General features: G+C 62.4%; 26 protein-coding genes and 2 tRNA genes. 6 read left to right on the top strand and 22 right to left on the bottom strand.

Features of this window, described 5'->3' with window-relative positions; all coding sequences use genetic code 11:
- Nucleotides 1–468: 468 nt before the first annotated feature.
- From J4O76_RS04795 to J4O76_RS04765, 7 genes are all read right to left on the bottom strand, one after another.
- Nucleotides 469–2727, bottom strand: a complete 2259-nt coding sequence (locus tag J4O76_RS04795) for a molybdopterin cofactor-binding domain-containing protein (RefSeq protein ID WP_426280582.1) — start codon at nt 2725–2727, stop codon at nt 469–471.
- Nucleotides 2724–3677, bottom strand: coding sequence for an FAD binding domain-containing protein (locus J4O76_RS04790; RefSeq protein WP_426280580.1), 954 nt, complete (start codon nt 3675–3677; stop codon nt 2724–2726). The genes J4O76_RS04795 and J4O76_RS04790 overlap by 4 nt, the downstream gene beginning before the upstream one ends.
- Nucleotides 3674–4300 (bottom strand): aldehyde dehydrogenase iron-sulfur subunit PaoA, encoded by a 627-nt coding sequence (gene paoA / locus J4O76_RS04785; protein ID WP_426280579.1) that lies wholly within the window; start codon nt 4298–4300, stop codon nt 3674–3676. The genes J4O76_RS04790 and paoA overlap by 4 nt, the downstream gene beginning before the upstream one ends.
- A 14-nt stretch (nt 4301–4314) precedes the next feature.
- Nucleotides 4315–5481, bottom strand: coding sequence for a (R)-mandelonitrile lyase (locus J4O76_RS04780; protein WP_426280578.1), 1167 nt, complete (start codon nt 5479–5481; stop codon nt 4315–4317).
- Nucleotides 5482–5545: 64 nt separating this feature from the next.
- Nucleotides 5546–6085 (bottom strand): nuclear transport factor 2 family protein, encoded by a 540-nt coding sequence (locus J4O76_RS04775; RefSeq protein ID WP_426280576.1) that lies wholly within the window; start codon nt 6083–6085, stop codon nt 5546–5548.
- A 63-nt stretch (nt 6086–6148) separates the two neighbouring features.
- Nucleotides 6149–7006 (bottom strand): aldo/keto reductase, encoded by an 858-nt coding sequence (locus J4O76_RS04770; protein WP_426280574.1) that lies wholly within the window; start codon nt 7004–7006, stop codon nt 6149–6151.
- Between the two features lie 16 nt (nt 7007–7022).
- Complete coding sequence (locus J4O76_RS04765) at nt 7023–8006, bottom strand: aldo/keto reductase (protein WP_426280573.1); 984 nt, start codon at nt 8004–8006, stop codon at nt 7023–7025.
- Nucleotides 8007–8154: 148 nt separating this feature from the next.
- Here J4O76_RS04765 and J4O76_RS04760 point away from each other — a divergent pair, with 148 nt between their 5' ends.
- Nucleotides 8155–9078 (top strand): LysR family transcriptional regulator, encoded by a 924-nt coding sequence (locus tag J4O76_RS04760; protein WP_426280571.1) that lies wholly within the window; start codon nt 8155–8157, stop codon nt 9076–9078.
- A 355-nt stretch (nt 9079–9433) separates the two neighbouring features.
- Nucleotides 9434–10009: a recombinase family protein gene (locus J4O76_RS04755; protein ID WP_426280570.1), complete on the top strand. Its 576-nt coding sequence runs from the start codon at nt 9434–9436 to the stop codon at nt 10007–10009.
- 142 nt (nt 10010–10151) lie between these two features.
- On the opposite strand, the gene J4O76_RS04750 is transcribed toward J4O76_RS04755, so the two are convergent.
- Nucleotides 10152–12677 (bottom strand): S8 family peptidase, encoded by a 2526-nt coding sequence (locus J4O76_RS04750; RefSeq protein WP_426280568.1) that lies wholly within the window; start codon nt 12675–12677, stop codon nt 10152–10154.
- Nucleotides 12640–13647 (bottom strand): AAA family ATPase, encoded by a 1008-nt coding sequence (locus J4O76_RS04745; protein WP_426280567.1) that lies wholly within the window; start codon nt 13645–13647, stop codon nt 12640–12642. Before J4O76_RS04745 ends, J4O76_RS04750 begins: the two co-directional genes overlap by 38 nt.
- Before the next feature lie 264 nt (nt 13648–13911).
- On the opposite strand from J4O76_RS04745, the gene J4O76_RS04740 reads away from it, so the two are divergent.
- A complete protein-coding gene (locus J4O76_RS04740) occupies nt 13912–14133 on the top strand; it encodes a hypothetical protein (protein ID WP_426280566.1) in 222 nt (73 codons plus the stop codon).
- Between the two features lie 357 nt (nt 14134–14490).
- Here J4O76_RS04740 and J4O76_RS04735 read toward each other — a convergent pair.
- Nucleotides 14491–14565 (bottom strand) — tRNA-Gln (locus tag J4O76_RS04735).
- Nucleotides 14566–14617: 52 nt separating this feature from the next.
- Nucleotides 14618–15727, bottom strand: coding sequence for a branched-chain amino acid aminotransferase (locus J4O76_RS04730; protein WP_426280565.1), 1110 nt, complete (start codon nt 15725–15727; stop codon nt 14618–14620).
- A 41-nt stretch (nt 15728–15768) separates the two neighbouring features.
- On the opposite strand from J4O76_RS04730, the gene J4O76_RS04725 reads away from it, so the two are divergent.
- Nucleotides 15769–16275 (top strand): MarR family transcriptional regulator, encoded by a 507-nt coding sequence (locus tag J4O76_RS04725; RefSeq protein WP_136189767.1) that lies wholly within the window; start codon nt 15769–15771, stop codon nt 16273–16275.
- A 129-nt stretch (nt 16276–16404) separates the two neighbouring features.
- Nucleotides 16405–16478, top strand: a tRNA-Gly gene (locus J4O76_RS04720).
- A 45-nt stretch (nt 16479–16523) separates the two neighbouring features.
- Here the strand turns inward: J4O76_RS04720 and J4O76_RS04715 are convergent.
- The 10 genes from J4O76_RS04715 to J4O76_RS04670 all read right to left on the bottom strand — a co-directional run bounded on the left by J4O76_RS04715 (nt 16524) and on the right by J4O76_RS04670 (nt 24216).
- On the bottom strand, nt 16524–17513 hold the full coding sequence (locus J4O76_RS04715; protein ID WP_426280564.1) for a diguanylate cyclase: 990 nt from the start codon (nt 17511–17513) through the stop codon (nt 16524–16526).
- Nucleotides 17506–17745: a hypothetical protein gene (locus J4O76_RS04710; RefSeq protein WP_136189769.1), complete on the bottom strand. Its 240-nt coding sequence runs from the start codon at nt 17743–17745 to the stop codon at nt 17506–17508. Before J4O76_RS04710 ends, J4O76_RS04715 begins: the two co-directional genes overlap by 8 nt.
- Before the next feature lie 236 nt (nt 17746–17981).
- Nucleotides 17982–18125, bottom strand: a complete 144-nt coding sequence (locus J4O76_RS04705; RefSeq protein WP_136189770.1) for an entericidin A/B family lipoprotein — start codon at nt 18123–18125, stop codon at nt 17982–17984.
- Nucleotides 18126–18143: 18 nt separating this feature from the next.
- Entirely contained in the window at nt 18144–18326 is a 183-nt protein-coding gene (locus J4O76_RS04700; protein ID WP_426280563.1) for a hypothetical protein, read from the bottom strand.
- Nucleotides 18327–18509: 183 nt separating this feature from the next.
- On the bottom strand, nt 18510–19640 hold the full coding sequence (locus J4O76_RS04695; protein ID WP_426280562.1) for a LuxR C-terminal-related transcriptional regulator: 1131 nt from the start codon (nt 19638–19640) through the stop codon (nt 18510–18512).
- 283 nt (nt 19641–19923) lie between these two features.
- Nucleotides 19924–20712, bottom strand: coding sequence for an aquaporin Z (gene aqpZ / locus J4O76_RS04690; protein WP_056486919.1), 789 nt, complete (start codon nt 20710–20712; stop codon nt 19924–19926).
- A 189-nt stretch (nt 20713–20901) separates the two neighbouring features.
- Entirely contained in the window at nt 20902–21186 is a 285-nt protein-coding gene (locus J4O76_RS04685) for a CsbD family protein (RefSeq protein WP_426280561.1), read from the bottom strand.
- 38 nt (nt 21187–21224) lie between these two features.
- Nucleotides 21225–22634: a mechanosensitive ion channel gene (locus tag J4O76_RS04680; protein ID WP_253072214.1), complete on the bottom strand. Its 1410-nt coding sequence runs from the start codon at nt 22632–22634 to the stop codon at nt 21225–21227.
- A gap of 97 nt (nt 22635–22731) precedes the next feature.
- The gene (locus J4O76_RS04675) at nt 22732–23097 is read right to left on the bottom strand and encodes a hypothetical protein (protein ID WP_426280560.1); all 366 of its coding nucleotides are present in this window, start codon (nt 23095–23097) and stop codon (nt 22732–22734) included.
- A 309-nt stretch (nt 23098–23406) separates the two neighbouring features.
- The gene (locus tag J4O76_RS04670) at nt 23407–24216 is read right to left on the bottom strand and encodes an IclR family transcriptional regulator (protein WP_426280558.1); all 810 of its coding nucleotides are present in this window, start codon (nt 24214–24216) and stop codon (nt 23407–23409) included.
- Between the two features lie 164 nt (nt 24217–24380).
- Between J4O76_RS04670 and lldD the strand changes: the two genes are divergently transcribed.
- On the top strand, nt 24381–25514 hold the full coding sequence (gene lldD / locus J4O76_RS04665; protein WP_426280557.1) for an FMN-dependent L-lactate dehydrogenase LldD: 1134 nt from the start codon (nt 24381–24383) through the stop codon (nt 25512–25514).
- Nucleotides 25515–25719: 205 nt separating this feature from the next.
- On the opposite strand, the gene fucP is transcribed toward lldD, so the two are convergent.
- The gene (fucP, locus tag J4O76_RS04660; RefSeq protein WP_426280555.1) at nt 25720–26997 is read right to left on the bottom strand and encodes an L-fucose:H+ symporter permease; all 1278 of its coding nucleotides are present in this window, start codon (nt 26995–26997) and stop codon (nt 25720–25722) included.

The raw sequence follows: 26997 nt of genomic DNA, 5'->3' as shown, positions 1-26997 counted from the left end.
AGTCCTAAAATATTTGCTTCATGTAACGACCCGGGTGGAGCTAAACAGCCGAGGAAATTCCCTTCCAAGCCATCCACCGGCGGCGTCGGGCACTATCGGGCAACAGCAATGTCGATCTGTTGCGCCACGCCTGCTCCGCGAGCCAGCTCCGCCCAAAGAAACAACACGTCACCCCCGCTGACCTCCTGCAACCCTACGCCAATGCTGCGCTTCTCAAGGCTGTTCGCGCTGTCGATGCGATCGCACCTCCGTGATCCGTGATCGCGTGCGATAGGCGAAAAGCATTCTCGCGTTCTTCATGCGTCTCGTCTCGTTCTTCTCGGTACATGCGGCGCTCGCCAAGCCGAGGATGATAGATTCCGCGAGCATGACCCGCTTCGAGATACCTGCCGTGTTCGTCATGAGGCGCTCACCGAACAGTGGCAGGCCGCGTGCAGCGCTCCTGCCACCCGTGCTGCCGTGGACCGCTCATGCGATCTGCGGCAGCTTGTCGAGATGTTTGTCCAGCGTGAGCGGATACTCCCGGACACGAATGCCGGTCGCATTGTAGATGGCATTGGCGATCGCCGGCGCGACGCCGGAGATGCCCAGCTCTCCGACACCCTTGGCTTTCAGCGGCGACATCGTCGGGTCGAGTTCATCCAGGAAGAAGACGTCCTGATGCGGAATGTCGGCGTGAACCGGCACCTCGTATCCCGCCAGATCGTGATTGACGAAGAAGCCGAACCGTTTGTCGACGGCCAGTTCCTCCATCAGCGCAGCGCCGGCACCCATGACCATGCCACCGATCACCTGGCTTCGTGCTGTCGTAGGGTTCAGGATGCGCCCGGCAGCGCAGACGGCGAGCATGCGCCTAATACGGATCTCGCCGGTCCAGGCATCTACGCCGACTTCGACGAAGTGCGCGCCGAACGTCTGCTGCTCATAACGCTTAGACAGGTCGCCATATTCCATCTTGTCTTCGGCCGTGATCGGCCCGGCCTTCGCGGCACCCGCCAATGGCACGCGGCGATTGCCTGATCGCACCTCCCCGTCCGCGAACTCGACATCACCGGAATTGAAGCCAAGCGAGGTCGCAACTGCTTCACGCAGTTTAACGCACGCGGCATAGACACCCGCGGTCGCCGTCGCCGCCCCCGCCTGTCCACCACCACCAAACGCCTCGGGGAAACGAGTGTCGGCGAGCTTCACGATGATCCGGTCTAGGGGCAGGCCCATCATCTCGGCCGTCGTCTGGCCGATGATCGTGTAGCTGCCGGTCCCCATGTCGGTCATGTTGCTTTCGACAGTGACCATGCCCTTGCCATCCAGCGTCACGCGCGCGCCCGCTGGGATGATCGGTGCGCCACGGATTGCTGACGCCATCCCCATGCCGATCAGCCAGTTGCCGTCACGGCGCGCCCCCGGCTTGGGATCGCGCTCTTTCCAGCCGAACCGGTCCGCACCAGTACGCAGGCATTGCACCAGCTCGCGCGTCGAGAAGGGGCGCGAGGCTGGCTTTTGCGGTCCCTGATTGCCGCTGGCGCCTTGTGGATCGGTCCCGGAGCCACGGCCGGGGTCGCTTGGCACGACCTGGGTATCATTGATGATCCGCAACTCCACCGGGTCCATGCCGAGCTTTTCCGCCAACTCGTCCATCGCCACTTCGAGCGCCATCATGCCAGATGCCTCACCCGGCGCACGCATGGCGTTACCCTCCGGCAGGTCGAGCGTGGCAAGTCGGGTCACGTTGAGGCGGTTCGCACCAGCGTAGAGCAATTCCGTCTGTGCCGCCGCAATCTCCGGCCCGCCGCCTGGCAGGTTTCCCGACAGGCTTTCGTGCCCGATGGCGATCAGCTTACCGTCTTTGCCGGCACCAAGGCGGACACGCTGGATGGTCGCGGGACGATGCGTGGTGTTGTTTGGCATCAGTGGACGTGGCAGCGCGACCTTGACCGCCCGACCTGTCGCCCGCGCACCAAGTGACGCGAGAACGGCATCCGAACAGACACTGCCTTTTCCGCCGAACCCGCCGCCAATGTATGTCGCGACGACCCGGATCTTGTCCTGCGGCACGCCGATCTTGTTCGCCAAATCTCGCCGCGCCCAGCCGACGATCTGCTGGGCCGACCAAAGCGTCAGCTCGTCGCCATCCCAGCGCGCGATCGTCGCGTGCGGCTCCATCATCATGTGGCTCTGATCGGGCGTGGTGTAGGTCTGATCGACCTTGACCACTGCCTTGGCGAAGGCCCCCTCGAAATCACCAATCCTGACGTCCGGCTGGCGTTGATGGGGTTTGGCACCGGCGCGGGCGGCGGGGAGGTCGAACGCGCCCTTGCCCCGCGTGTAATCGACGCGGATCAACCCGGCTGCGGCGCGCGCCTGCTCGAACGTGTCCGCCACGACGAGTGCGATCGCCTGATGGTAGTGATCGACCTCCGGGCCGGCGAGCGGCTTGGCGACATAGAAGCCTGAAGACTTCACAGGCCCGGCATTGTCGGCCGTGATGACGGCGAGAACGCCTGGCGCCGCTTTCGCCTCGGCAACATTGATCGATGCGATCCGGCCCTTGGCGATGCCGGCACCAACGACGTAGCCATAGGCAGCGTTGGGTGCGACGGCATGGTTCTCATAGGAGTAGACCGCCGTGCCGGTGGTCTTGAGCGGCCCCTCAATACGAGGATGCGGCTTGCCGATGACCGTTTCGCGGTCGATCGGGTTGATGCCCGCGGGCGTGTCGAACTTCATGCGGCCCGTGCCTCCGATAAGGTGGACGCCAGCGCTCGGGTGGCCAGCGATAGCTTGAACGCGTTCTCAGACGTCGGCTTGGCGCCTGCGAATGCCTGCGCCGTCACTGTAGCAGCACCTTGCGCCATTGCCGCTTCCGCGGCTTCGACCCGCCACGGCTTGTGCGCGACCCCGCCGAATGCGGCACGACCGCTACCGTCCTTTTGAACGACAGCCGCGACGGACACGAGTGCGAACGCGTAGGAGGCGCGATCACGTACCTTCCTGTAGATGTGCGTCCCGCCGATCGGCCGCGGCAACGTCACCGACGTGATCAGTTCACCCTTGGCAAGGTTGGTATCGATGTGCGGGGTGTTACCGGGGAGCCGGTGGAAGTCAGCAATCGGTATCGATCGTGTCTGCCCACTCGGCGTGATCGTCTCGACGCTGGCATCCAAGACGCGCAGCGCCACAGCCATGTCGCCGGGGTACGTGGCGATACACTGGTCAGATGATCCAATGACTGCCAACTGCCGCGAAATGCCGCCAATCGCGGCACATCCCGAACCGGGCCGGCGCTTGTTGCAGGGCTGGTTGGTGTCGTAGAAATACGGGCAGCGCGTGCGCTGAAGCAGATTGCCCGCGGTCGTCGCCTTGTTGCGAAGCTGACCACTCGCCCCGGCCACTATCGCGCGGGTTAGCACGCCATAGTCACGCCGCACGCGCTCGTCAGCCGCCAGCGCAGTATTGGTTGCAAATGCGCCAATGCGTAGCCCGCCCTGATCGGTCTTCTCGATGCGATCGAGGCGCAAATCCTGCACGTCGACGAGATGGGTCGGCGTCTCGATCTCCAGCTTCATCAAGTCGAGCAGGTTGGTGCCACCAGCCAGAAACTTCGCGCCCTGCATGGTGCCGACCGCTGCTGCCGCATTGGCTGGCGTCTTCGCACGCTCGTACGTAAAGCTTTTCATGCCTTGCTCCCCGCAACGTCAGCCATCGCTTCGGCGATGTTGGAGTATGCGCCGCAACGGCAGATGTTGCCGCTCATCCGCTCACGCATTTCGATATTCGTCACCTGCGGCTTCGTTGTGAGGTCGGCCTGAACGTGGCTCGGGACGCCGGCCTTGATCTCAGCGAGAACCGCGACCGCCGAGCAAATCTGCCCGGGCGTGCAATATCCGCACTGGTATCCGTCATGCTTGACGAACGCCGCCTGCATCGGATGCAGTTTGTCCGGCGTTCCCAGACCCTCGATCGTTGTGATCGCGTCGCCCTGATGCTGCACGGCAAGGCTGAGGCAGGAATTGATCCGCGTCCCGTTCACCAGCACCGTACAGGCGCCGCACTGGCCGTGATCGCAGCCCTTCTTCGTGCCGTTGAGCTTTACATGCTCACGGAGCGCGTCGAGCAGCGTCGTGCGCGTGTCGAGCGTGAGGTCTTGGCGCTTGCCGTTGACGGTCAGCGATACCGGCATGGTTGCCGGCGCAGCCGTCTTGGCGGGTTGTGCTTCCACATTTGGCGCCGCCACCAAGGCGGCCGTCGCAGCGCTGCCAGCGAGGACGCCTCGCCTCGACATTTCGATCTCGGACATCATCGCCGGCTCTCCCATCACAGCTTGTTGTATAGGTCGCCCGCGACCGGCTCGAGCCAGGTCACGGACGTACCGTCGAGCGCTTCCGACACTGCGACGTGCGTCATCGCCGTGTCGCGAGCCGCACCATGCCAGTGCTTGACGCCCGGCGAGACGAAGACGGTATCGCCTGTTGCGATCGGCTTGGCAGCCTCGCCATCGACTTGAACCCACCCGTGTCCCGCGGTGACGATGAGCAATTGCCCCAAGGGGTGTGTGTGCCAGTTGGTATGGGCACCCGGCTGAAACGTCACCGTCGCGCCGCCAAGGCGGGCGTCGCCGGTTCCTTTGAAGGGCGACGCGACCGAAACGCTGCCGGTGAAATAGTCGGCGGGGCCGGGCTTAGGCTCCTGGCCAGGATGAACGATCTGGACGGTTGTCATGGCGTCGGACTCCTTTGTGCCAAATACCTTACCCGCGATGCCGATCGCGGCGTTCGCCTTCGGCCATCCCGCGTAGAAAGCGAGATGGGTCAGCGCTTCAACGACTTGCGCCTGGGTCAGCCCATTCTCAACACCACGTTGGACGTGAAAAGTGAGCTGATCGCCGTCGCCGCCTGCGGCGAGCGCGGCGATGGTGACGAGGCTACGGTCGCGGGGCGACAGATCAGTGCGTCGCCAGAGGTCGGCGAACACCACGTCGTTGGTGAGCTGAGCGAGTTTGGGTGCGATCGACACGAGCGTCTTTTGAACGGTCGCGGCACGAGCGCCATCGGAGCCGGGAAGCGGCGCGGTGGCCGGAGGGATTGCTGCGAGTGATTGCAGATCGACGTGGCGTGCGGCGAACACCTTCTCGACCTCATTCAGAGCCGAGACGGCGTTTGGCCATCCGGTGTAGAAGGCAAGCTGCGTGACCATGCCCGCCACCTCGGTCGGCTTGATGCCATTATCGAGACCGCGGCCAAGATGGCTCGCCATCTGCGCGGTTTTGCCGGTCGCGATCAGCACCGACAACGTGACGATGCTGCGATCTCGCGGTGCCAGTTGAGGACGCACCCAGACGTCGCCAAACAACACCCGATCGGTATAGCCCGCCAGCGCCGGCGCGATCGCCTGCATGTTCTTGGGTGCGACCGACGGACGATCCTGTGCTTCGGCCGGCACGGCCATCGCCAGAGCGGCAGCAGCGGTTGAAGCAACCTTCATAGTTTCATCTCCCATCCTACTCTCACACTGGCGACTTGCCATCGAACAGCGTCGTTCATCGACGCTACTTGCTGCTCGCACCCGCCCGCACTGGACGACGAAGGTGCGAGAATGTCAGTTGGGCCAAGCGCCACTTGCCAGCCTGCTTTGTGTAGACTTCCGTGACCATGAAGGCGTTGGTGACGGTGTTGCCACCGACAACGGCCTCCAGATCCATGTCTTCCAGAACGATCGCGGTGTCACCGAACACCCGCACGTCCACCGCGTAGAGCGATGCCTTCTTGTACCAGATGCCTCCGCTCTTGATGGTGGCGAGCTCCTGATCCTTGCCCCACGTCCCGCCCATGTGAGTGAACATGGCGCGGTCGTCGAAGAGCGTCGCCAGGGAGTCGACCTTCTTGTCCGCCATCCAGTCCCACTTGGCCTTCGACAGGTCGATGACCTGCTGCTGCATCGGGGTATGGGTGGCGGCGGTCTTGATTGTCTCCGTGGGCGGTGCCGGCGATTGTTGTGCGGGCGAAGGTTGCATCGGCAGCAATGACAAGACCACGGCACCAAGCAGGCAGCGCCAGCTCGTTCCCTGGGTCGATCGAGTATCCGTCATCACTGCTCCCGCACGACATTGAAATTGGCAGGCCGATGCGTCGACATCGGCCAGGTTTGACGATCAAATCTTCCGTTCACCGAGCCATTTTACCATCGCCGGATCGCGGTGGTCGAAGAAGCTGCTGGCGTTCTGATCGAGCTTGGCGATCGCTTCGAGGTCGCCGGCGTCGAGATCGAAGTCGAAGATGGCGAAGTTCTGCGCCATGCGCTCCTTGCGCACCGACTTGGGGATCGCGACGATGCCCCGGTCGGTCAGCCAGCGAAGCACCACTTGAGCGACGCTCTTGCCATGCTTGTCGGCGATCGGCTGCAACACCTCGTTCGTGAACAGGCCATTCTTGCCTTCGGCGAACGGTCCCCACGCCTCTGGCTGAATGCCGTATTCCGCCAGGGTCTTCACCGCATCAGCCTGCTGGTGGAAGGGGTGGATCTCAATCTGGTTGACCGCCGGCTTCACCTCGTTGTGCAGTACGAAGTCGACAAGGCGATCGGGATAGAAGTTGCTGACGCCGATCGCGCGGATCCGTCCGGCCTTTTGCAGTTCCTCCATCGCCCGCCATGCTCCGTAGACGTCGCCATACGGCTGATGGATCAGGTACAGATCGAGGTAATCGAGCTGAAGCTTGTCCATCGATTGCTCGAAGGCTGCCTTGGCCCCATCGTAGTTGGCGTCCTGGATCCAAAGCTTGGTCGTGACGAACAACTCGCTGCGATTGATACCGTGACTCTTGATCGCTGCGCCTACGGCCGCTTCGTTGCCGTAAGACGCAGCCGTGTCGAGCAGCCGATAGCCGACGTCGATAGCATCGCGAACGCTGCGCTCGCACTCGGCCGGGTCCGGCACCTGAAATACGCCGAACCCGAGGATCGGCATCTCAACGCCGTTATTCAGCGTCACTGCTGGGATGGTGTTGCTCATATTCGTTTCCTCCGATTCAGCGATTGATGAGGCGCTGATGCGAAGCGCCGTAACGCTCGCCTTGAAGCTCAATGCCGGCGAGTGAGCCCGAAATGCGGGTCAGATCCGTGTCCGTGAGGACAACGTCCACGCCGCCCAGATTTTCCTCCAAGCGATGAAGATTGGTCGTGCCGGGGATCGGCACGATCCACGGACGCTGCGCCAGCAACCATGCCAGAGCGACCTGTGCTGGGGTCACACCCTTTTCCGCTGCGATCGATCCGACGAGGTCGACCAGCGCCATATTCGCCTTCAGCGCTTCGGGTGAAAAGCGGGGAACGGTGCTACGGAAATCGTCGCCGGCAAAGGTGCTGTTCGCGTCAATCTTGCCTGTCAGAAAGCCCTTGCCGAGCGGTGAGAACGGCACAAAGCCGATGCCCAGCTCTTCGAGTAGCGGCAGAATTTCGGTCTCTGGCTCACGCCAGAACATCGAATATTCGCTCTGCAAGGCAGCAACGGGCTGTACGGCGTGGGCGGCGCGGATCGAGGCAGCCCCAGCCTCCGACAGGCCGAAGTGCTTGACCTTGCCGGCCTGGATCAGATCCTTCACCGTGCCGGCCACGTCTTCCATAGGTACCGCTGGATCGACGCGGTGCTGGTAGAAAAGATCGATGCGGTCAGTCCCGAGCCGCGCCAGCGCTTCGTCAGCAACCTGTCGGATGCGTTCGGGACGACTGTCGAGACCATCGGCTGGAACAGCGTTTTTAAAGCCAAACTTAGTTGCAATCACGACCTGGTCACGCATCGGTGCCAGCGCTTCACCGACGATCTCTTCGTTGGTACCTGGACCATAGGCTTCAGCGGTGTCGAAGAAAGTTACGCCGCGCTCGAATGCAGCGCGGATTAGCGAGATTGCCTCGTTCCGGTCGGTTGCCGGGCCATAGCCGAAGCTGAGGCCCATGCAGCCGAGCCCTAGTGCCGATACCTCAAGACCGCTCTCGCCTAATTTACGCTTTTGCATGATCGTGTTCCTGCGCCGTCGATGTGCGATGCACGTCCAGCACCGCTTGCCGACCAAGATAGGCTCGCGTTATCACCGCGATTAGACAGCATGATCGGCATGAGCCTATGACCAGTTGTCATGAAACCATATCGAGTTAGGCTAACCTGTGCGGCGTGAGGATCTAGGTAGTCTCGCCATGTTCCTTGCTGTGGCCGAGGAACGTAACTTCACCCGCGCTGCTGCGCGACTGGGCGTGTCGCAATCGGCTCTAAGCCATTCGATGCGGAGGCTGGAAGCCAAGCTAGGTTTGCGGCTGCTGACCCGTACCACACGTAGCGTTTCGCCGACCGTTGCCGGCGAAAGGCTCTTAGAGACGTTGCGGCCTGCCTTGGAAGATATTGATGCCAAGCTCTCCTCGCTAACCGAAATGCGCGAACGTCCTGCCGGGACAATCCGCATCACGACGTCCAAGCACGCGGCGCGAACGGTCCTGTGGCCAGCAATCGACCGGCTTACTGGCGAAAACCCCGACATAGAGGTCGAGCTTAGCGTTGATGCCGGGCTGACAGACATCGTTGCCGAACGGTTCGATGCCGGCGTTCGCCTGGGGGAGCGGCTGGAAAAGGACATGATCGCGATGCCGATCGGTCCGAAGCTTCGCATGGCAGCAATAGCGTCACCCGGCTATCTTGCCGAACATGGCACACCGCAGACGCCTGGTGATCTTGCCCATCATCGCTGCATCAACTTGCGCTTCGTCAGTTCTGGTGGCCTGTATGTCTGGGAGTTCGAGAAGAACGGACGCGAGCTGAAGGTGAAGGTCGAGGGACAGCTTGTCCTCAACGACGTTGATCTGACCATCGATGCCGCAATTGCCGGCCACGGTATCGCCTTCATGATCGAGGATCATGTCGCGCCACAGTTGGCTGATGGGCGTCTCGTTCGGGTACTGGAGGATTGGTGTGAACCGTTCGACGGCCACTATCTTTACTACCCCAGCCGACGCCAGCCATCGCCAGCCTTCAGCCTACTTTTGGAGGCGCTGAGGTACCGAGGCGCCAAATCGCAAAGCCAAGCTTCAGCGCGGTAACGGTGTAGGTACTAGGACTGACTGGTTGTGACGCCCTCGACTGTTATTCGTTGCATGCCATCGCCCTTAACCGCAGTGCTTTCCATGACGCTGCCACAAGCAATTGGAACTACGCTTCCGACCGTGCAGGCACCTAATTCCCAAGCATTACAACTGCATTCCAGCTGGCGTAGCCGCGCGGTGGCTCAACAGGCGATTGATCAAGTCTCGTCGGGGCGATGATCTCGCGATCAGGAGCCCGCTGTATCTGAATCGGTCGTTTTCGAGCCCCCATCAGGGAATGTATCGAAATATACCTTTACCTCAATTTCGATACACCTATAGATTGAATGCACGATTTCGATACAGGAAGACCATGACACGCACGTTTTCGTATTGCCGGGTCAGCACCGCCGACCAGACTACCGACAACCAAGTTCGCGAGATCGAGGCGGCGGGCTTCGCCGTAGAGCCGCATAGGGTGGTCACGGAGACCGTTTCCGGGTCGGTGGCGGCGATGGAGCGTAAAGGCTTCCGAAAGCTCACAGAGCGCCTTGAAAAGGGCGACGTTCTGATTGTCACCAAGCTGGACCGATTGGGTCGAAACGCAATGGATGTCCGAGCCACGATCGAAGCGTTAGCCTTGGCCGGCGTGCGGGTTCATTGCCTTGCACTTGGAGGCGTGGACCTCACCAGCCCCGCTGGTAGAATGACGATGAGCGTAATTGCCGCTGTCGCAGAGTTTGAACGCGACCTGTTAATAGAGCGCACGCAGTCAGGTCTTGATCGTGCCCGCGCGGCGGGCAAGACGCTCGGACGCCCCTCAGCCCTTACCGGCGATCAGCAGGCCGCTATACGCGCAAGCAGGGCTAAGGGTGTTTCGCTAGGTACTCTCGCGGCTGAGTATGGTGTGAGCCGTGCGGCGATACAACGTGCGGAGAAGCGAACGTAGCGCATACTTGATACCGCCTTCAGGTTTAACCGAGCCAACTGCAAACCTCGACCTACCGCTGCCATGATTTGCGACTTGAGATCTGGACGATCGCTCTACCTTATATGCCAGCTCGACCTGTCGTAGCTCGATAGGTGGATGATCAAACTGGGACCGGGACTTGCGGCTGGAGCAGGATCTGGTTGCGAACCTCTGTGTAAATTTGAAGTTCTCCGGGCATTTCGATGGTTACGGCGAGACCAAACGTCACCGGCTCGTCGATTGGCAGTCCCTGATCCTTCTCGCGCTGGATCTGGATCGGAATCGTTGGGCCGCCTGACAAATCGCCCACTTTTGCATCACACCAGCGACGATGAATGATGGTGCCCCCTTCGGACTGGCTGTTGGACGGCTGGCCAGTGGTTGTTGCCACCCCGATGCTATCGAGATCGTCTTTGCCCAGCGCTGCAATCCGAAGCTTGACCGCTCGGTACGTTAAATGCCCCGGCCGGACTGGCGCAATCCAAGCCAAAGTAACTCGCACTTCGCGATGGTTTGCTTGCGCTCCCAGAGTGGCTGGGACCGGCACATCGAAAGAGATCGCAGCTTCGGGCGCGAGACTGCCAGTAGCCCATAGCGTCGCACGGTCGGCGGCGCAGGCTACGGCATCGTCGGGGTCCATAAAGCCATAACCAAGATGACGGCAGACTTCCCGCCTCCAATGTTCGTGATGCATCGTGCCGTGGGGATCGACAATTGGTCGAATGAAGTGTTCGGCGTCACGCCAAGAGGCGCAATGAACGAGCATCGCCTTGATGAGCGCGGCGCGCTCGGTGAATGGCATTGGTCTTATAAGCTGCGGATACGCCCGTTCCAGTCCGTCGAAGATGCGGTGGGCAGTATGCGTGGCGAGTGCGGTAGCGGCGCTGGTTCCTATCGTGAAATGCGTGCCGGTAGCGGCGTCAGTCTCAGGTGCCGCTACCTTGAGACCCCAAAAGCGGCCGGGATTCGGATGACTGACTAAAGCCAGTGGTGGTGCGATCGGATCAAAGCGGGCGGGTTGTCGGCCGCCAGCGACCAATATGTCCGGCTTGGTGCTGCGCCGATGACCCAAACCCAGCCGCGAGGAAAGGTTGGGCATCTCCTGTTCTGAATAGGGCGAAAAGGGACTTGCTCCCGCGAACGGCACAGCAACGGCATCGCGATACCAAGACCCGATAGTCAAGGCATTGAGGCTGTCCGCTGGCGCAAGCAGCCGGCGATCGGCTTTTAGGCCGTCGAGAGCCCGAAGCACCGCCTTGTTTCGATCGAGTGGCGGCGCTCCGTGGAAGGCCGCCGCATCAGGAAAGCCAGACACCGAAATTGGCTCGCCGATGTTCCCGGCGCTTACCAGAAACAGAATGCCGTGGGTGTACGACAGGTAATCCAGCGCACGACCCCAAGTGGAGATTTTCCCAGCGAAAGGCCGGGTTCGATCGCCGAGCGAAAGGTTGACGATGAAGACCTGCGAACCGCCACCCGCGCGCATTCGCAATACCGCTTCAACGATTACATCGATTACAAGTCGGTCGTCTTCAAAAAGTTCGTCGCCGTAGGCGGGAGCATACATGACGGGACGGAAATAGACTCGTCGGCTTATCGGTGACGACGTATCGTTCAGATCGCCGTGGACCGCGAGTGACGCCATTGCAGTCCCGTGGACACGCGCTCCGACAGCTTTAGCTTCGAGATCGGACGGATCGTCTATCACGAGCCGGTTGGTGAGCAGCGGATGCGCCTGGAGCGGCACCGCGTCGAATACTGCGGCGATCGGCTCTTCGCCGCCTGGCGCGGGCGGAACGGCGGCAATCGTATCGCTATCGCCAGTCTCAATCGGCACACCAACGCTTTGGGGTACGATTGAGGCGATGGGATCGGCGCCGGCGAGTGAGTTAGGGTCGAGCGCAGCAATGCGCCGAATTTCTTGGGCAGGAATGTCCGTCAATACGGCATGGTAGGCGAAGGCGGGATGTTCAGCGCGGTGGATGATTACGCCGCCTGCGGCCACGATTGCCGCCGTGATTGTCTTTTCTATCTCAATGCGTGCTGCCGCAGATTGACGAAACACCAGTTCGATCTCGACACGAACAGGAAAATCATCGGGTGCGCCGTCTACGACGGCCTCGAAATATGCCCGGTTCCGAGTTGATACCCGATCGCCCGGCCCCCAGGGGCGGACGGCCCTGAGATGAAGGAACAAGTCGCGCCAAGGTCCATAGCCATACGGAACATTGCCGGTTCTTTCCCATCCTTCCCACAGCGACAAGATTTCTCGTAAGGCGCTCATCTGAGGCACAAGCATGTAAAATTCTGGGTTCGGGTCGAGCTCGTTCGCCGGGAGCTCTTCCTCCCCGGCAAATTCGAGCCCGGCAATACGCGCGACTGCCCCTGCAAATTTGTCAATCGAGCCGGTGACATCCAGTACCAGAAGGCGCTCCGGTGCAAGCGCCTGGGGGTCAGCGTGGAGCGCTAGGGCAGGGTCGTCGGCATCGAGGACGTTCCGCAGATTACGAAACACCGGACCATGTGCGGCGATTTGGTCGTCTCGGCTGAAAGAGCGCTTGTTGCCCCCGCCGCCGCCGCTAGGCCGGCGAGGTGCAGGATTGTATTCGTTAAGACGGAGAAACGGTTTGCTGGGATCGTGCGGCATCTACTTCGTCAATCCTCACCCGTGTCGACCAAAAACCGATCTGTTCGCGGAGAATATCGCGAATATTGCGTGCGCCAAGCGAAAGGATGTGTTGACGTCGAACCGTCTGACAAAGTTCTAAGGCTTCGGCATAGCTGATCGAACCAAGTTTAGCGGCCACCGTCTCAGGCCGCATACCTGGATCCTCTGGCCACAAAGCGAATTGCCGGTCAAGGAAGATCGCCAACGCCCCTGGTGAAGGTTGCGGCAGAGATAGGCGAAGCTGAAAACGACGCCAAACGGCACGGTCTAGCAACTCGGCGTGATTAGTGGCTGCAACTGTCACGACATAGCTGGGCAGTTGATCGATCTGCATCAGCAGGAACGAAACGACGCGCTTGATCTCGCCAGTTTCATGGATGTCACCGCGTTCCTTACCAATCGAATCGAACTCATCAAAAAACAGCACGCATGGGACGGTGCGAGCATAGTCGAAAAGTTTCGCAAGTCGGGTATTGGTTTCACCCAAATAGGAACCCACAAGCGCGTCGTAGCGCACGGTAAAAAACTGTACGGCGAGAGCCTCTGCAATTGCCTCAGCAATCGAAGTTTTGCCGTTGCCGGGCGGGCCCGACATCAGAACTCGGTGACGGGGCTGTATACCATGGGCGCGCAGCAGGTCAGCGCGGTGCTGCTCCTCCACCAGTTGTCGAACCTGATGCGTCACAGGTAGCGGAAGAATCAGGTCGTCGAGCCGTTGACGGGGTTCGGTTTCGAGAATGGTATCGCGTCCGGCATGGCTGCTTAAAACAGCGCGAGCGGGTGATGTGACCGTGACTGCGCTTAACGCGCGCTGGAGCCGGTCGGCCAGAATGTTATGATTCTTGCTTCGCTCATCAGCAACAACGGCCTCGACCGATGACCGTAGCGCTGCCTGATCGCCCGTGGCACCAGCACGAACGATCGACAGGAGAAGATCGCTTCTCGCCAAGGCTTTGGTAGTCCTTTTAACTCGTTATCGCCTGACGATACCATTCTCAGCGATTGTGCGACAGTAGCATCATAAAAATCATGACCCGCGTAGCGATTTTGCCTCTCGAGAAGGTAGCGTGACGCTGGAGTGCGCCGACACCAGTTAAATCGAAGTTAGGCTACCGCTGCGAGGCATGCGGCTTGGCTCGATCCTGTCTGCTGGACGATGGGGCTCGGTTTACATTACCCTCAGCTACCCAATTACGCGGGAGGAGGTCGCCCAATGGATGCAATCCACGAAGCTCATTCGCCTAGTGAGGCTGAATCCATAGCCGAGCAAGTCCGACGCGCGCGCGCGCTCAATCATCAAGCAATGCAGCGTCACCAAGAAGAGATCGACCGCATGACGGCGGAGAGCATGAGCCCGTGGAAGGCGGTGATGATCGGGTGCGTTCTCGGCGCGGTCCTATTTGGAGCCGGGTTCATGATCGGAGGTCTCATGTAAGTATGAGAACGTCGCCCATATTGCGTAGGCGACCGGGTAAGGCGTTTTGGCCTGCGGCGGGCTTTGTTAACGGCCTTCCCCACACCGTCTTTGGACACCGACGATCAGCATCGAGCGCAATCCAGAGGAGCAAAAAGATGCGACCGAGCTTTCGCATCACTAACGCATGCGGACAACCACGCTGGTATCCGGCCATCTTAAAACGAGAATCTTTTCACTGCATATTGAAAGCGCGAAGAGTTGAGCCTCGCTGGATTTGAGCGCCAGCGTCGTGCGGCGCCAGTGCTACAGTGAGTGCTACAAGGCACTGCTACAGCGGTACAGCTAAGTCGTTGAATTTACATCAAAAAAGAAAATTGGCTGGGGCGGCAGGGTTCGAACCTGCGCATGGCGGCATCAAAAGCCGCTGCCTTACCACTTGGCGACGCCCCAACAGAGGCGGCCTTATAGCGGGGCAGCGGCGTGTGAAAAGCCCTTGCGGACGTCAATCCGCGAGATGGTGCAGCCAGTTGTTCTCGTCCGGCGCGGTGCCGCGCTGGATCGAGACGAGCGCGTTGCGCATCCGCATCGTCAGTGCGCCCGGAGCGCCGTCGCCGATCGTGAAGCGGCCCTCGGGACTGGCGACGGTGCCGATCGGCGTGACGACCGCCGCGGTACCGCAGGCGAATGCTTCGACCAGGCGACCGCTGGCCGCGTCGGCGCGCCACTGGTCGATGGTGTAGCCTTCCTCGCGGACCGCAATGCCGTTCGCGCGGGCGAGCGTCAGGATCGAGTCGCGGGTGATGCCGGGCAGGATCGTGCCGGTGAGGGCAGGGGTCGCCATGCTGCCGTCGTCGAACACGAAGAAGATGTTCATGCCGCCGAGTTCCTCGACCCAGCGCCGCTCGGCCGCATCGAGGAAGACCACCTGGTCGCAGCCGTTGCGGATCGCCTCGGACTGCGCGAGCAGGCTGGCGGCGTAGTTGCCGCCGCACTTCGCCGCGCCGGTGCCGCCCTGAGCAGCGCGCGTGTATTGCTGGCTCACCCAGATCGACACGGTGGGGGCGCCGCCCTTGAAATAGGCGCCGACCGATGAGGCGAGCACCATGTAGAGATATTCGGCTGACGGCTTCACGCCGAGGAACACTTCGCTCGCGAACATGAACGGGCGCAGGTACAGCGCGCCGCCATCGCTCTCCGGGATCCAGTTCGCATCGGTCTTCACGAGGCGTTCGACCGACTCGAGGAACAGCTCGGCCGGCAGCTCGGGCATCGCGAGGCGCCGTGCCGAATCCTGGAAACGGCGTGCATTCGCCTCGGGGCGGAACAGCGCGGTGCCGCCATCGGCGAGTCGATACGCCTTCATCCCCTCGAAGATCTCCTGCGCATAATGCAGCACCGACGACGCCGGATCGATCGTCAGCGGCGCGCGCGCGGTGATCCGCGCGTCATGCCAGCCCTCGGTCTCGCTGTAGCGGATCATCGCCATGTGATCGGTGAAGACTCGCCCGAATCCGGGATCGATCAGCCGCTTCGCCCGCTCGTTCGCCTCGACCGGAGTCGCGTTCGGCTCATGGCGGAAGGCGGAAGACGGCGTAAAAGCTGGAACGGACATCGAAAATCTCTCTCGTTGCGGGTTGCCGACGACTACGGGCGATGTCTAAACCGGTCAACATGCCTGCCACTCCGTCTTCTGCCTCACCCCTGTTCCTTCGCGAACCCGAACTCCGCCGCGGCATGGAGCTGCTGTACTTCGGTTATAGCCACCTGACGCGGTCGATCGACCAGGGTCTTGCCGAAGAGGGGCTGGGCCGCGCGCACCACCGCGCACTGTATTTCATCGCGCGAAAGCCCGACATGACGGTGAGCGAACTGCTGTCGCTGCTGGCGATCACCAAGCAGTCGCTGGGACGCGTGCTGAACGAACTGGCGGACCGCAAGCTGGTCGAGACGCGGCCGGGCGAGCGCGACCGGCGGCAGCGGCTGCTGCGGTTGACGGCCGAGGGTTCGAAGATGGAGCGCGAACTGTTCGAGGCTGCGCGGATCCGGATGGCCGAGGCGTATGCGAGCGCCGGGCAAAGCGCGGTATCGGGGTTCTGGGCGGTGCTCGAAGGACTGGTGCCGGAGGCGGACCGTTCGCAGGTGTTCGGTCTCCGCGGCTAGTCGGTTCACGCAGGGCAAGTCGGCTCACGCGGGACGATTTGGCGTTGACGTCGCTGCAAGGACTGTGGCACTCGGCCGGTCATCGAGAGCCGGTGCAAGACCCGGACCGACAGGCGTAGATCGCCGTTAGCGGGTGTAGCTCAATGGTAGAGCTTTTGCTTCCCAAGCAAGTGACGAGGGTTCGATTCCCTTCACCCGCTCCACGTTTTCGCTAAAATTATGAACGTCGCCGTTCCGCGTCCGCCGTTCTACATCGGCTCCGCGAGTTGCGTACGGTTCCTGCCGCCGGATTTCGCTGCGTAGAGCATCGTGTCGGCACGTTCGAGCCAGGCGGTTAGCGTGTTGAAGGATGCGGACAGCTCAGCCACGCCGAAGCTCGCGGTTACGTGGATCGTACCGCCGCCATGGAGCGTCATCGGATGTTCGGCGATGGTATTCCGAAGGCGCTCCGCGACGACGAGAGCCGCCGCGCCGCTGGTTTCCGGCATCAGGAGGGCAAATTCCTCGCCGCCGAGACGACCGAACAGGTCGCAAGGGCGTAACGTGGTTTCGGCAAGGCTGGCGATCTGCTTCAGGACCTGATCGCCGATCGAGTGGCCGTAAGTATCGTTCACCCGCTTGAAATGGTCGACGTCGATCATGATCAGCGAACTTGCCCGCCCGTAGCGAAGCGTACGCTCCATTTCCCGTTGCGCCTGATCGACGAAGCCACGCCGGGTCAGCGCGCCAGTCAGATGATCGACCTGTGCGATCAGCCGCAGTTCGAGCTCGTCGCAAACGATGTTGGCGAAATTGCTGAGGATGGCGATGTCCGCGGGGCTGAACCGTCTGGGCCGGGTATCCATCGCGCACAGCGCCCCGACGTTATATCCTTCGGGCGTGCGCAGGGGGATGCCCGCGTAGCTCCGCACATAGGGCGGGCCGACGACGAGCGGACTATCGGCGAACCTCGGGTCGGCCAGCGCGTTTTCGATGATCAACGGGTCGCGTTGCTGGATCGTATGCGTGCAGAACGATACCGCGCGGGGCGTTTCGCTCTGCTCCAAACCGCGTCGCGCCTTGAACCATTGCCGATCGCGATCGACGAGCGTCACGGTCGCCACGGGTACCGCGAGCACCGTGCGGACGAGCGTGACGATCTTCTCGAACGGCTCTTCGACCGCGGTGTCGAGCACGTCGAGGCGACGCAAGGCTGCGACCCGGCCATCGTCGTCGTCGAGCAGCAGGGCGTTATCCATGATCCGGTGCCTTCATCATCGCGCGGATTGCTACGGTGAGATCGTCGGCATAGCTGTCGACCAGAGTGCGGATGCTCGCATCGACGACGTCCTCGCCGAGTCCCGCCGCCCGCAGGCTGACGATCAGTTCGGCAAGATGTGCCTGGTGGCGCTGTACGCTCGCCAACAACTCCGCGGGGATCTCGAGCGGTTCCGCCACGGTGGGGGTAGGCTGAAGTTGATCGATGCGCACGTTCGGCCTCTCATTGCAGCACCGAGTCTTTACAGCCGAACGGTTAACAGAGCTCAAACGGGCCTGTTCGACACTCTCAACGATTCCCGGCTCCAGATAAAAAGATGCCCTGCCGGATCAAGGATCGGCAGGGCATTCCGAGGTTTCACCGTCCGTCGCGAATATCGCCGGATGTTCGTGCCAGCACTGAAAGTCCTGGCGAAAGTCGATTCAAATTGCGGACGGTGCCATGTCCGTTACTTCTTCTTGCCGCTCTCACCCGAGGCGCTCGAGACGGCCGTTCCAGCGGACTTCACATCCTTGCCGACGCCGTTAACCGTGTGACATCCCGTCAACGCCAGGCCTGCAGCAAGTAGTGCCAGTGCAAATACGTTCTTCATACTTGGTCTCTCTCATGTTCAGTGTTTGAGGTGGATGGTGCCGGTGCGACGAGTGCGGCCGACCGCAAGTGAAGTTTTCGGGATACGAGCGGCCTTGGCATCGACGTCAGTTTCGGACGGGGCTGCCCCGGTGAGCTTGAAGATCGCCTCCGCAACCGAGACTCTGGCCTTGTCGGCAAAATCATCGGTATCATCACTCATGAGCACCCATTCTCCATCCGGGTTTGGTCAAGTCCCGTGATTTAGCGTGATCCGAATGACGGCAACAGATCGGGTTGTATCAACCCGATAGTATTTTCGACATCTCGCACGGATACTATCGGGCAGGCGGCGCCTGCTTGGTTCGATCAATATCAGCGGCGTCATCGATCAGGCCAGTGTCCATCAGGGCTGTAGCGTCACGACCGGGACGGGGCTTGGCAGCAGCGTCTTGCGATCGGCCCCATCGCCGAACCCGCGGGCACGCGCCCAGGCCGCCGCCGCCACCCTGCGATTGACGCCGATCTTGCTGTAGACGCGTGCGACATGGTTGCGGACGGTGTTGCCGCTGACGTTCAATGTGCGCGCCATCGTCTTGTCGTCCATGCCCTCGCAAATCAGCGCGAGCACATCGCGTTCGCGCGCGGTCAGGTCGTTCAGGCCCGATGGCGTAACGGCTCGCGGTGGTTCGGACTGCAGTACCAGATTGTCCAGAATGGCGTGGCTGAGCCATTTCGATTCCGAGATCGTCGCCTCGATCGCGGCGGCCAGATTGCGTTCGTCGATCCGACGATTGGTGACGTCCTGAAAGGTCCAAAGCGCGTAGGCCTTGTCGGCGATCATGATCGTGGCCTCCGATATCTGGCATTCGAGACGCTGCCCGCACTTGGTACGGACGGCCCCAGATACAATTCCCGATGGCCAAATCTCGATGTCATCGGTCGATCGACCGGACAGGTCACTTCGCGAATACCCGATCAGAGAACAGAGACTGTCATTCGCGACGGTCACGAAATTGTCGGCCGGATCGACGATCATCATGCAGGCCGTCGACGTCGCGAACGCGGTTTCGACGCTTGTTCGGAGTTGATCGTAATGGCGTTCGGTCTGCTGCCACGCTTCGATATCCGTCAGCGTAAACAGCATGCACGGCTGGCCGCCGAAGGTGACGGGCTGGCCGGTAACGATCACGGGCCGGCTTGTGCCGTCAGGCATCGCCAGGCTGGCCCGGGTCTGCGGGATCGTCTGCGCGTTGACGAGCGCGCGCTTCACCGCCGCGTAGTTCGCGACGCCCTCGAGGATGTTGCGCTCGTACATCGAGCGGCTCAGCCAATCCTCGTCCGTGCTATCAGTGAGCGCGAGGAAACTACGACTGACCATGACGTAGCGCAGGTCCCGCAAGCCGCAGACGATGGCGGGGGCGGGGTGCGACTCGATCGAGCATTCGAGCCGCGTCATGCGATCTGGCGCATGCCACACGGTGCCCGCGAGCGAGTGGTGAGGCCGTGTGAAGATATCCAGGCAGTCGTTCGTCATGGTCGTTCCTCGTCGTCACGAAGATACACTTAAGTTGATCGATAGATGGAGTGAAAAATCCGTTATACCAAGAATGCCCCATTTCGATACTAAGGAGATCTGTATATTGGCGCGCAATCTGTATGACAGATGAGTCGAAAGGTCAGTGTCGGTTACTTAAGTCGATCCCGATGGTATTAACTATGATATTATCTCAGACCGGTTCTTGTATTGCTGCTTCAGGTGTTGTGTTGTTGTTGACCAGGTGAACTATTGCTTCCCATTCTGGCGGCTGCCGAACTGATTATCCTTCACGCGGCGCAGTATTGCGGTCGTCGCCGACCATCAGTTCGACCGGGGTATCGCCGATCGGGCCTGGCGATTGATCTTCATCGGTATGCGCGAACAGCCAGCGACCGAGAAGGCCAGCCACGGCGGCGCCGCTCAGCGGTGCAATCCAGAACAGCCAGAGCTGCGACAGCGCCCACCCGCCGACGAACAGCGCCGGACCCGTGCTGCGCGCCGGGTTCACCGACGTATTGTCGATCGGGATCGAGATGAGATGGATCAGCGTCAACGCCAGACCGATCGACAGCGGGGCGAACGCTGCCGGAGAGCGCTCGTCGGTCGCGCCGAGGATTACCGTCAGGAAACCGGCGGTCAGCAGTGCCTCCGAAAGGAACGCGGTTGCGGCGCCGTATCCGCCCGGCGAATGCACGCCGTAACCATTCGCGGCGAACCCGCTGGCGACCAGGTCGAACCCTGCGGTCCCCGATGCCAGTGCAGCGAGTGCCGCGCTGCCCAATATGCCGCCGATGACCTGCGCGATGACATAGCCCGGCAGGTCGCGAGCGGGAAAGCGGCCGGCGACCGTCAAGCCGACACTGACGGCTGGGTTGAAGTGGCCGCCCGAAATGAAGCCGACGGCAAACGCCATCGTGAAGACGGTAAGGCCGAACGCCAGTGCCACGCCCGCCATGCCGATCGTGCCGGGGACGCCCGTGCCCGCGGCAAGAACCGCAGCGCCGCAACCACCCAGGACCAGCCAGAACGTGCCGATGACTTCGGCGGCCAGCCGTCGCGCGGTAGCGATACGGCGGGGTCGGGCTGCCTGACCAGCGGGCGTACCGATGGTCGACGTGCGCTGAAGGTGTGGACTGTCGGCCATGTCGTTCGTGCCTAACTGGGGTGCATCGATGAGCGCCCGTCGGTCTTTGGGGTGGCGGGCAGAGCACAGCGATCGCTGCCCCGCCCGCCGATCAGAGCGTTTCCGTCTGGCGGCTTACTTGCCGCGCAGGGTGTTGATGACCGCGATGCCGAGCACGCCGGCCACGGCGGCCGCGGTGAAGGGGCGCTCCTTCGAGAACTGGCGAACATAGTCGAGCAGCGGGCGGATATTGTCCTGGACGACGTCCTTCGCCTGGCCGACGGTCTTCTGGATCGTGCCGCCAAGCTGATCCGCGGTGCCTTCGCTCTGCAACGACGTGTCGCCGATCACGCCGCCGAGCGTTTCCTTGAGCTTGCCGCCGACGTTGGTGGCTGCGCCGTTGAGGGTATCGGTGTTCATGAGAATCTCCTTTGATTGTCTAGGGAAGGACGGTCAGATCAGGGGCGGTCGGTAAGGTCCCGCATGTCGCCACGGTCATCCTGACGGGCGAGATCGCCGTCCGTCTGACGATCCATCCCTGAGGGTGGCGTCGTGCGGTCGCCGTCGATCGCCCGATCGGCGGGGTTATCGGTCGACTTGGCACCGTCGAGCATCCGCTTCACGGCATTCCCGGCTGCATCGCGACCACCCAGGCCGAACGCCAGGGCAAAGGCGACTGCGATCGCACCGAGCAGCAACCCGAACGCCAGGTTGATGATGTCGTCGGCCAGACCCATGAAGCGCAGGCCGATCGCGGTGCCGAGCACGATGATCGCGATCCGTACGACGGGGGCGGCAACGCGCGTGCCCTGGTCGCCGTTGCGCTCGATGGCGTGCGCCACGAAGCGGGCGATGACGACCGATGCGAAGATGATGATCGCCCCGAACACGACCTGCCCGAACAGCGTCAGCACCTCGGCCATGATCTGCGAGCCATAGGCGAAGTTCAGCTGGCGGAACGCTTCCATCAGGCCGAAGATCAGGATCGCGACGAACGCGCCGGTGCCGACCGTCTTCGATGGCACGAACGACGGACCGGTCGACTGGCCGGTGGTGCCGAGCTCGCGGTTCTCCGTGTTGCCGAAGATGCCGATCGACCCGATCGTCCGGTCGAAGCCGGTCGTTGCCAGGAACTGCGTCAACAGACGCGACGCGAACTTGGCGATGACATAGGCGACGGCGAGGATCATGCCGGCGGCGATGACGTGCGGGATGGCGTCGAGGATGATGCGCAGCATGGCGGTTGCCGGCTGCGAGATCGCCGCGATGTTCAGCGTGTCGAGCGCCGCGATCGAGACCGGGATGATGATCAAGGCGAACACGATGCCACCGATGGTACGCGGCAGCATCGTCGGGTCGGTCGGCGTGGTCGCGCCGACATGCGTCGAGAAACGCTCGACATGGCTGGCCGTGATGACCGCCTCGACCGCCTTCTTGGCGACCTTGGCGAGGACATAGCCGAGGAAGAAGATCAGCGCTGCGCCGATGATCCGCGGGATGGCCGTGCCGAAGCCCTGCAACATGTCGCCGAGCGGGCCGGTTGCGCCGGCGAGGCCCAGTGGCTGCGTGGCGAGGAACAGCGCGATCAGGAGGACCACCCAATAGGCGGCATCACCGACCTGCGCGCCGATCGTGGTCGGGTTGCGCGGGTTGGCATTCGGCTCGTTGGCGTGGATCGCGAGCGGCGTCTTGTTGACGAGCTTGGCGACGCCCCATTTCACGGCACGCGCGATCGCCCAGCCAATGACGAGGATGATCAGCGCCGCGATGATCCGGGGTGTCCAGATCTCGACATAGCTCCAGGCTTGCGCCCCGAAATCGCGGGTGTTCGATACGACCGTATCGCCCGCATAGGTTACGTCTTGCATGTGTGTGTCCCTTGAAACCCTCTACGGGGCCTGACGTCTGCCGTTCGCGGCATCGTGCGCCTTGGGTGTGCCTTGGCCTCGATGCCGCGGTTCCGGATTAGAGTGGTGATGCGGGGTCGGTCAGGATGCCGCACGCAGCAGCGGCCTTGCCGACCTCGAGTGGTACCTTGGGATCCTTGACCTGACCCGACACGCGAACGAAGTCGCTGGCCGTCAGGCGGCCCGGCGTGGTGTCGCCTTCGCGCGACGCCTTGGCTGCGCGACCGAGCTGCTGGAGCTGGCCAAGCGACAGGTTCGCCTCGAGCCGGTCGCCGACGCACTGCGACTGCGCAGGCTGGAAGCCATACCCCTCGAGCGAGGTGGCGATCTTCGCCGACGGATTGACGCACGCAGCGAGCGACAGCGTGGTGATGCCGACAGCAGCAAGCGCCGCGACGCGTGAAAAACTAGGATGCCGAGTCATGAAAAGCCCCTCTTGTCGGGGCCATGACATCAGGCCGGAGTGACCCGCGATCCGATGATCCCGAGCGCCAAACCCTTCAATTCATTTAAAAGTTTCTAGTATTGTTAGCCAGCCGTCGGGTAGATAAATACTATTCTACCCGGATGGGTGGACACCGGATTAGAGCAGAGAAACTGTTCAGAACGATGTTCCATGCGGCCCCGCCAACGCCGTCTGACTGGTCGATATGGGCCTACGTTCGACGCATTCAGCCACGGATCAGGGTGGCAAGCGACAGGAGGATGCGGCTTATAACAATAGCCTCAGACCTCAGGCGGACGCCGCGCCCGGCGCGTACCAGCCTAGCGCTTGCGAAATCTGCGTTGCGGTACGCTTCAGTGCAACCAGTGCTTCGTCGGCGGAGATATGCGGGGTCTCGTCGATGACCTCGAGGAACGGGATGGTCAGCGCGGCAACGACGTGGCCGTCAAAGCCGAAGATCGGGCAACTGATGTCGGACACGCCGCCCATCCGTGCGCTGCGGATCGATTCATAGCCGCGTTCGCGGATTTCGGTAAAGGCGGCATCGAGCGTGTCGCGGGCCGCCGGGTCCATTGTTTGGTCGAGGATCGCGGATCGGGCATCGTCGGCCATGAAGGCGAGCAGGACGTGACCCGAGCAGTTTGTCGCCAAGGCTATGCTGGTACCCAGCCGGACGGCGAAACCGGTCGGGCCGGGGCTTTCCTGTCGAAGAATGATCAGCCCGGACGTGCCGTTGACGACGACGAGATGGCAGGATTGCACCGCGATCGCGGAAAGCGCCTGCATCAGCGGCGCGGCGACGTGCGTCAGTTCCTGCGCGGGGGTCGCGCGGTGCGCGGTTTCGAGGAGCTTGTAGGTCACGCGGTAGCGATCGCTGCCGGGATCCTTGTGTAGCCAGCCGCGCCGGTCGAGCACGACGATCACGCGGAAGAGTTCGCTGATCGACCGCGCGAGGCGAGTGGCGATTTCCCTGACCGTAAGGCCGTTCGGTTCGCGTGCGAGGAGTTCGACGATGTCGATCGCCTTTTCCAGCGCGGGCGCCGTATAGACGCGCGGACTGGCGCTATTGATGTCTGGCGGCGGCGAGGGAAGCGGCATGGTTGAAGCTATCGTGATGGCAGGCGCGATCCTTATGCCGCAGACGCGCGGACGCGGAACAACAATCTTTCATATCTGAAAGTTGCTGGCGGAGGCGTTGGCTTGCTAGGGAACGCCGTACGCGGCGACCTGAGGATCGATGCGCAGACCATAGGAGACGCCGCATGACGATCGCCTCGACTCTCGATTTCCGCGAGGCTGCACGCAAGCGACTGCCGCGGTTCCTGTTCGACTATGCCGATGGCGGTTCCTATGCGGAGGCGACGCTCGCGCGCAACGTCAGCGACCTGTCGGGCATCGCGCTGCGCCAGCGCGTGTTGCGCGACGTGTCCGATATCGATCTGTCGACGACGCTGTTCGGCCAGCACCAGGCGCTGCCGGTCGGGCTCGGGCCGGTCGGGATCGCGGGCATGTACCATCGCCGCGGCGAGACGCAGGCGGCACGCGCCGCGCATGCCGCGGGGGTACCGTTCTGCCTGTCGACGGTGTCGCTGTGCTCGCTCGGCGAGGTGGTGAAAGCGGCGCCGACCGGGCCGACCTGGTTTCAGCTCTACGTCATTCGCGACCGGGCGTTCATGCGTGATCTGCTCGCCACGGCTAAGGCGGAAGGCGCGAAGGCACTGGTGTTCACGGTCGACATGCCGGTGCCGGGCGCGCGCTACCGCGATCAGCATTCGGGAATGTCGGGGCCGCGCGCGCCGCTGCGCCGGATGTTGCAGGCGATGGGGCGTCCCGACTGGGCGTGGGACGTGGGCTTGCACGGGCGGCCGCACCAGCTCGGCAATCTGGAGCCGGTGCTGGGCAAGGCGAGCGGGCTGAACGATTACATGGGCTGGCTTGGCAACAATTTCGATCCGTCGATCGCGTGGAAAGACCTCGAATGGATCCGCGACGGCTGGGACGGGCCGCTGATCATCAAGGGCATCCTAGATCCGGATGACGCGCGCGAGGCGGCGGCGATCGGTGCGGATGGGATCGTCGTGTCGAACCATGGCGGGCGGCAGCTCGACGGCGTGTTGTCGAGCGCGGCGGCGCTGCCGGCGATCGCGGAGGCGGTGAAGGGGCAGCTGACGGTGCTGGCGGATTCGGGCGTGCGGTCGGGGCTCGACGTGGTGCGGATGCTGGCGCTGGGGGCGGACGGCGTGCTGCTCGGCCGGGCGTGGCTGTATGCGCTGGCGGCGCGGGGCGAGGCGGGGGTGACCCAGTTGCTGACGCTGATCGAGCGCGAGATGCGCGTGGCGATGGCGCTGACGGGGGTGCGGTCGATTGCGGAGATCGATCGGGGTATTCTGGTCTGAGGGCAGGGCCTCCTAACGCTCGCTTCACGCTCACGCACGCTGCTTAAGTTAACCACCCCGGCGAAGGCCGGGGCCCAGTTGGAAAGGTCGTCATAACGTAGGGCGGTCCCTGGTTACCTCCGTCCCCCAACTGGGCCCCGGCCTTCGCCGGGGTGGTGGCAACATCGGGAGGTCCTGCGAGTTTTCCAGTGCCTCGATACAGAGCTCAGTGGATCGTCGGCTCTAGCGCCTCACCCGACAGCGTCCGTCCGGCCTTTACCGCAAACGCCAGCACCACCAGGAAGCACGCCGCCGGCACCAGCATCGCGGTATCGATCCCGGCAAGATCGGAGATATGCCCCATCAGCCCGGTCAGCACCGCGCCGCCGATGATCGCCATGATGATCAGCGAGGCGCCCGCGCGACGGAGCGGGCCCAGCCCGTCCATGCCGAGCGCGAAGATCGTCGGGAACTGGATCGACATGAACAGGCTGGCAAGCACCAGCGCGTACAGCCCGATTTGCCCGCCGGCGAGGCCCGCGATGCCTGCCAGCACGGCACTTACCACCGCGAAGATCGCCAGCAGGCGAGGGGGCGCGATCCGGCCCATCAGCGCGGTGCCGGCGAACCGGCCGATCCCGAACAGCACGAGGCTGGCGAAGAGGTAATCCGCGGCATCATGCTCGGCCATGCCGGGCACGTTCGCCTGCGCATAGCGGATCGTATAGCTCCAGATGCCGACCTGCGCGCCCACGTAGAAGAACTGCGTCACCGTCGCGAAGATCAGCCGCGGGTGGCGGAACACGTCGACGAACCGCGACGGTGCGCCGACGGTTTCTTCCGCGCGATGCTCTGGAAAGCGGATCACCGCGGCGGCGACCGCGAACAGCAGCACGACGAGGCCGATCACGAGATAGGGCGTCTGCACCGCGACGACTTCGCTGCGATAGAAGGCCTCGCGCGCCGCCGGGCTCATCGCCGCGACCGCGTTCTCGTCGTGGACGATCGCCGACAGGATGAAATACTTGCCGATCAGCACGCCCGCGACGGTGCCGACCGGGTTCGCGGCCTGCGCCCAGTTCAACCGCTTGGCCGCGGTCGTCGGGTCGCCGAGTTCGGTCATCAGCGGGTTCGCCGACGTCTCCAGGAACGCGAGCCCACACGCGATCACGAACAGCGCGGCGAGGAAATACAGATACTCCCCGTAATGCGCGGCGGGATAGAAGAGCAGCGCCCCCGCCGCATACAGCACCAGTCCGGTGACGATCGCGGTCTTGTAGCCCTTCGCGCGCGTCACCAGCGCCGCCGGCACCGCGAGCAGGAAATAGCCCATGTAGAAGGCCTGCTGGACGAAGCTGGTCTGGAAGTCGGAAAGCGTGAACGCCTTCTTGAACTGCGCGATCAGGATGTCGTTGAGGTTGTTCGCCATCCCCCAGAGGAAGAACAGCGCGACTGTCAGCACGATCGCCGGCACATATTTCCTGTCGGCGGTCGTTCCGCTCAT

It is taken from the genome of Sphingomonas sp. NFX23, assembly GCF_049887795.1.
Lineage (GTDB): Bacteria > Pseudomonadota > Alphaproteobacteria > Sphingomonadales > Sphingomonadaceae > Sphingomonas.
The sequence above is the reverse complement of the archived record's forward strand: the minus strand, read 5'-3'. Positions and strand labels throughout refer to the sequence as shown.

Coding starts and splice junctions, on each gene's coding strand:
- J4O76_RS04795 (WP_426280582.1), bottom strand. CDS start 2,727: ATGAAGTTCGACACGCCCGCGGGCATCAACCCGATCGACCGCGAAACG.
- J4O76_RS04790 (WP_426280580.1), bottom strand. CDS start 3,677: ATGAAAAGCTTTACGTACGAGCGTGCGAAGACGCCAGCCAATGCGGCA.
- paoA (WP_426280579.1), bottom strand. CDS start 4,300: ATGATGTCCGAGATCGAAATGTCGAGGCGAGGCGTCCTCGCTGGCAGC.
- J4O76_RS04780 (WP_426280578.1), bottom strand. CDS start 5,481: ATGAAGGTTGCTTCAACCGCTGCTGCCGCTCTGGCGATGGCCGTGCCG.
- J4O76_RS04775 (WP_426280576.1), bottom strand. CDS start 6,085: ATGACGGATACTCGATCGACCCAGGGAACGAGCTGGCGCTGCCTGCTT.
- J4O76_RS04770 (WP_426280574.1), bottom strand. CDS start 7,006: ATGAGCAACACCATCCCAGCAGTGACGCTGAATAACGGCGTTGAGATG.
- J4O76_RS04765 (WP_426280573.1), bottom strand. CDS start 8,006: ATGCAAAAGCGTAAATTAGGCGAGAGCGGTCTTGAGGTATCGGCACTA.
- J4O76_RS04755 (WP_426280570.1), top strand. CDS start 9,434: ATGACACGCACGTTTTCGTATTGCCGGGTCAGCACCGCCGACCAGACT.
- J4O76_RS04750 (WP_426280568.1), bottom strand. CDS start 12,677: ATGCCGCACGATCCCAGCAAACCGTTTCTCCGTCTTAACGAATACAAT.
- J4O76_RS04740 (WP_426280566.1), top strand. CDS start 13,912: ATGGATGCAATCCACGAAGCTCATTCGCCTAGTGAGGCTGAATCCATA.
- J4O76_RS04730 (WP_426280565.1), bottom strand. CDS start 15,727: ATGTCCGTTCCAGCTTTTACGCCGTCTTCCGCCTTCCGCCATGAGCCG.
- J4O76_RS04725 (WP_136189767.1), top strand. CDS start 15,769: ATGTCTAAACCGGTCAACATGCCTGCCACTCCGTCTTCTGCCTCACCC.
- J4O76_RS04715 (WP_426280564.1), bottom strand. CDS start 17,513: ATGGATAACGCCCTGCTGCTCGACGACGACGATGGCCGGGTCGCAGCC.
- J4O76_RS04705 (WP_136189770.1), bottom strand. CDS start 18,125: ATGAAGAACGTATTTGCACTGGCACTACTTGCTGCAGGCCTGGCGTTG.
- J4O76_RS04700 (WP_426280563.1), bottom strand. CDS start 18,326: ATGAGTGATGATACCGATGATTTTGCCGACAAGGCCAGAGTCTCGGTT.
- J4O76_RS04695 (WP_426280562.1), bottom strand. CDS start 19,640: ATGACGAACGACTGCCTGGATATCTTCACACGGCCTCACCACTCGCTC.
- J4O76_RS04685 (WP_426280561.1), bottom strand. CDS start 21,186: ATGAACACCGATACCCTCAACGGCGCAGCCACCAACGTCGGCGGCAAG.
- J4O76_RS04680 (WP_253072214.1), bottom strand. CDS start 22,634: ATGCAAGACGTAACCTATGCGGGCGATACGGTCGTATCGAACACCCGC.
- J4O76_RS04675 (WP_426280560.1), bottom strand. CDS start 23,097: ATGACTCGGCATCCTAGTTTTTCACGCGTCGCGGCGCTTGCTGCTGTC.
- J4O76_RS04670 (WP_426280558.1), bottom strand. CDS start 24,216: ATGCCGCTTCCCTCGCCGCCGCCAGACATCAATAGCGCCAGTCCGCGC.
- lldD (WP_426280557.1), top strand. CDS start 24,381: ATGACGATCGCCTCGACTCTCGATTTCCGCGAGGCTGCACGCAAGCGA.
- fucP (WP_426280555.1), bottom strand. CDS start 26,997: ATGAGCGGAACGACCGCCGACAGGAAATATGTGCCGGCGATCGTGCTG.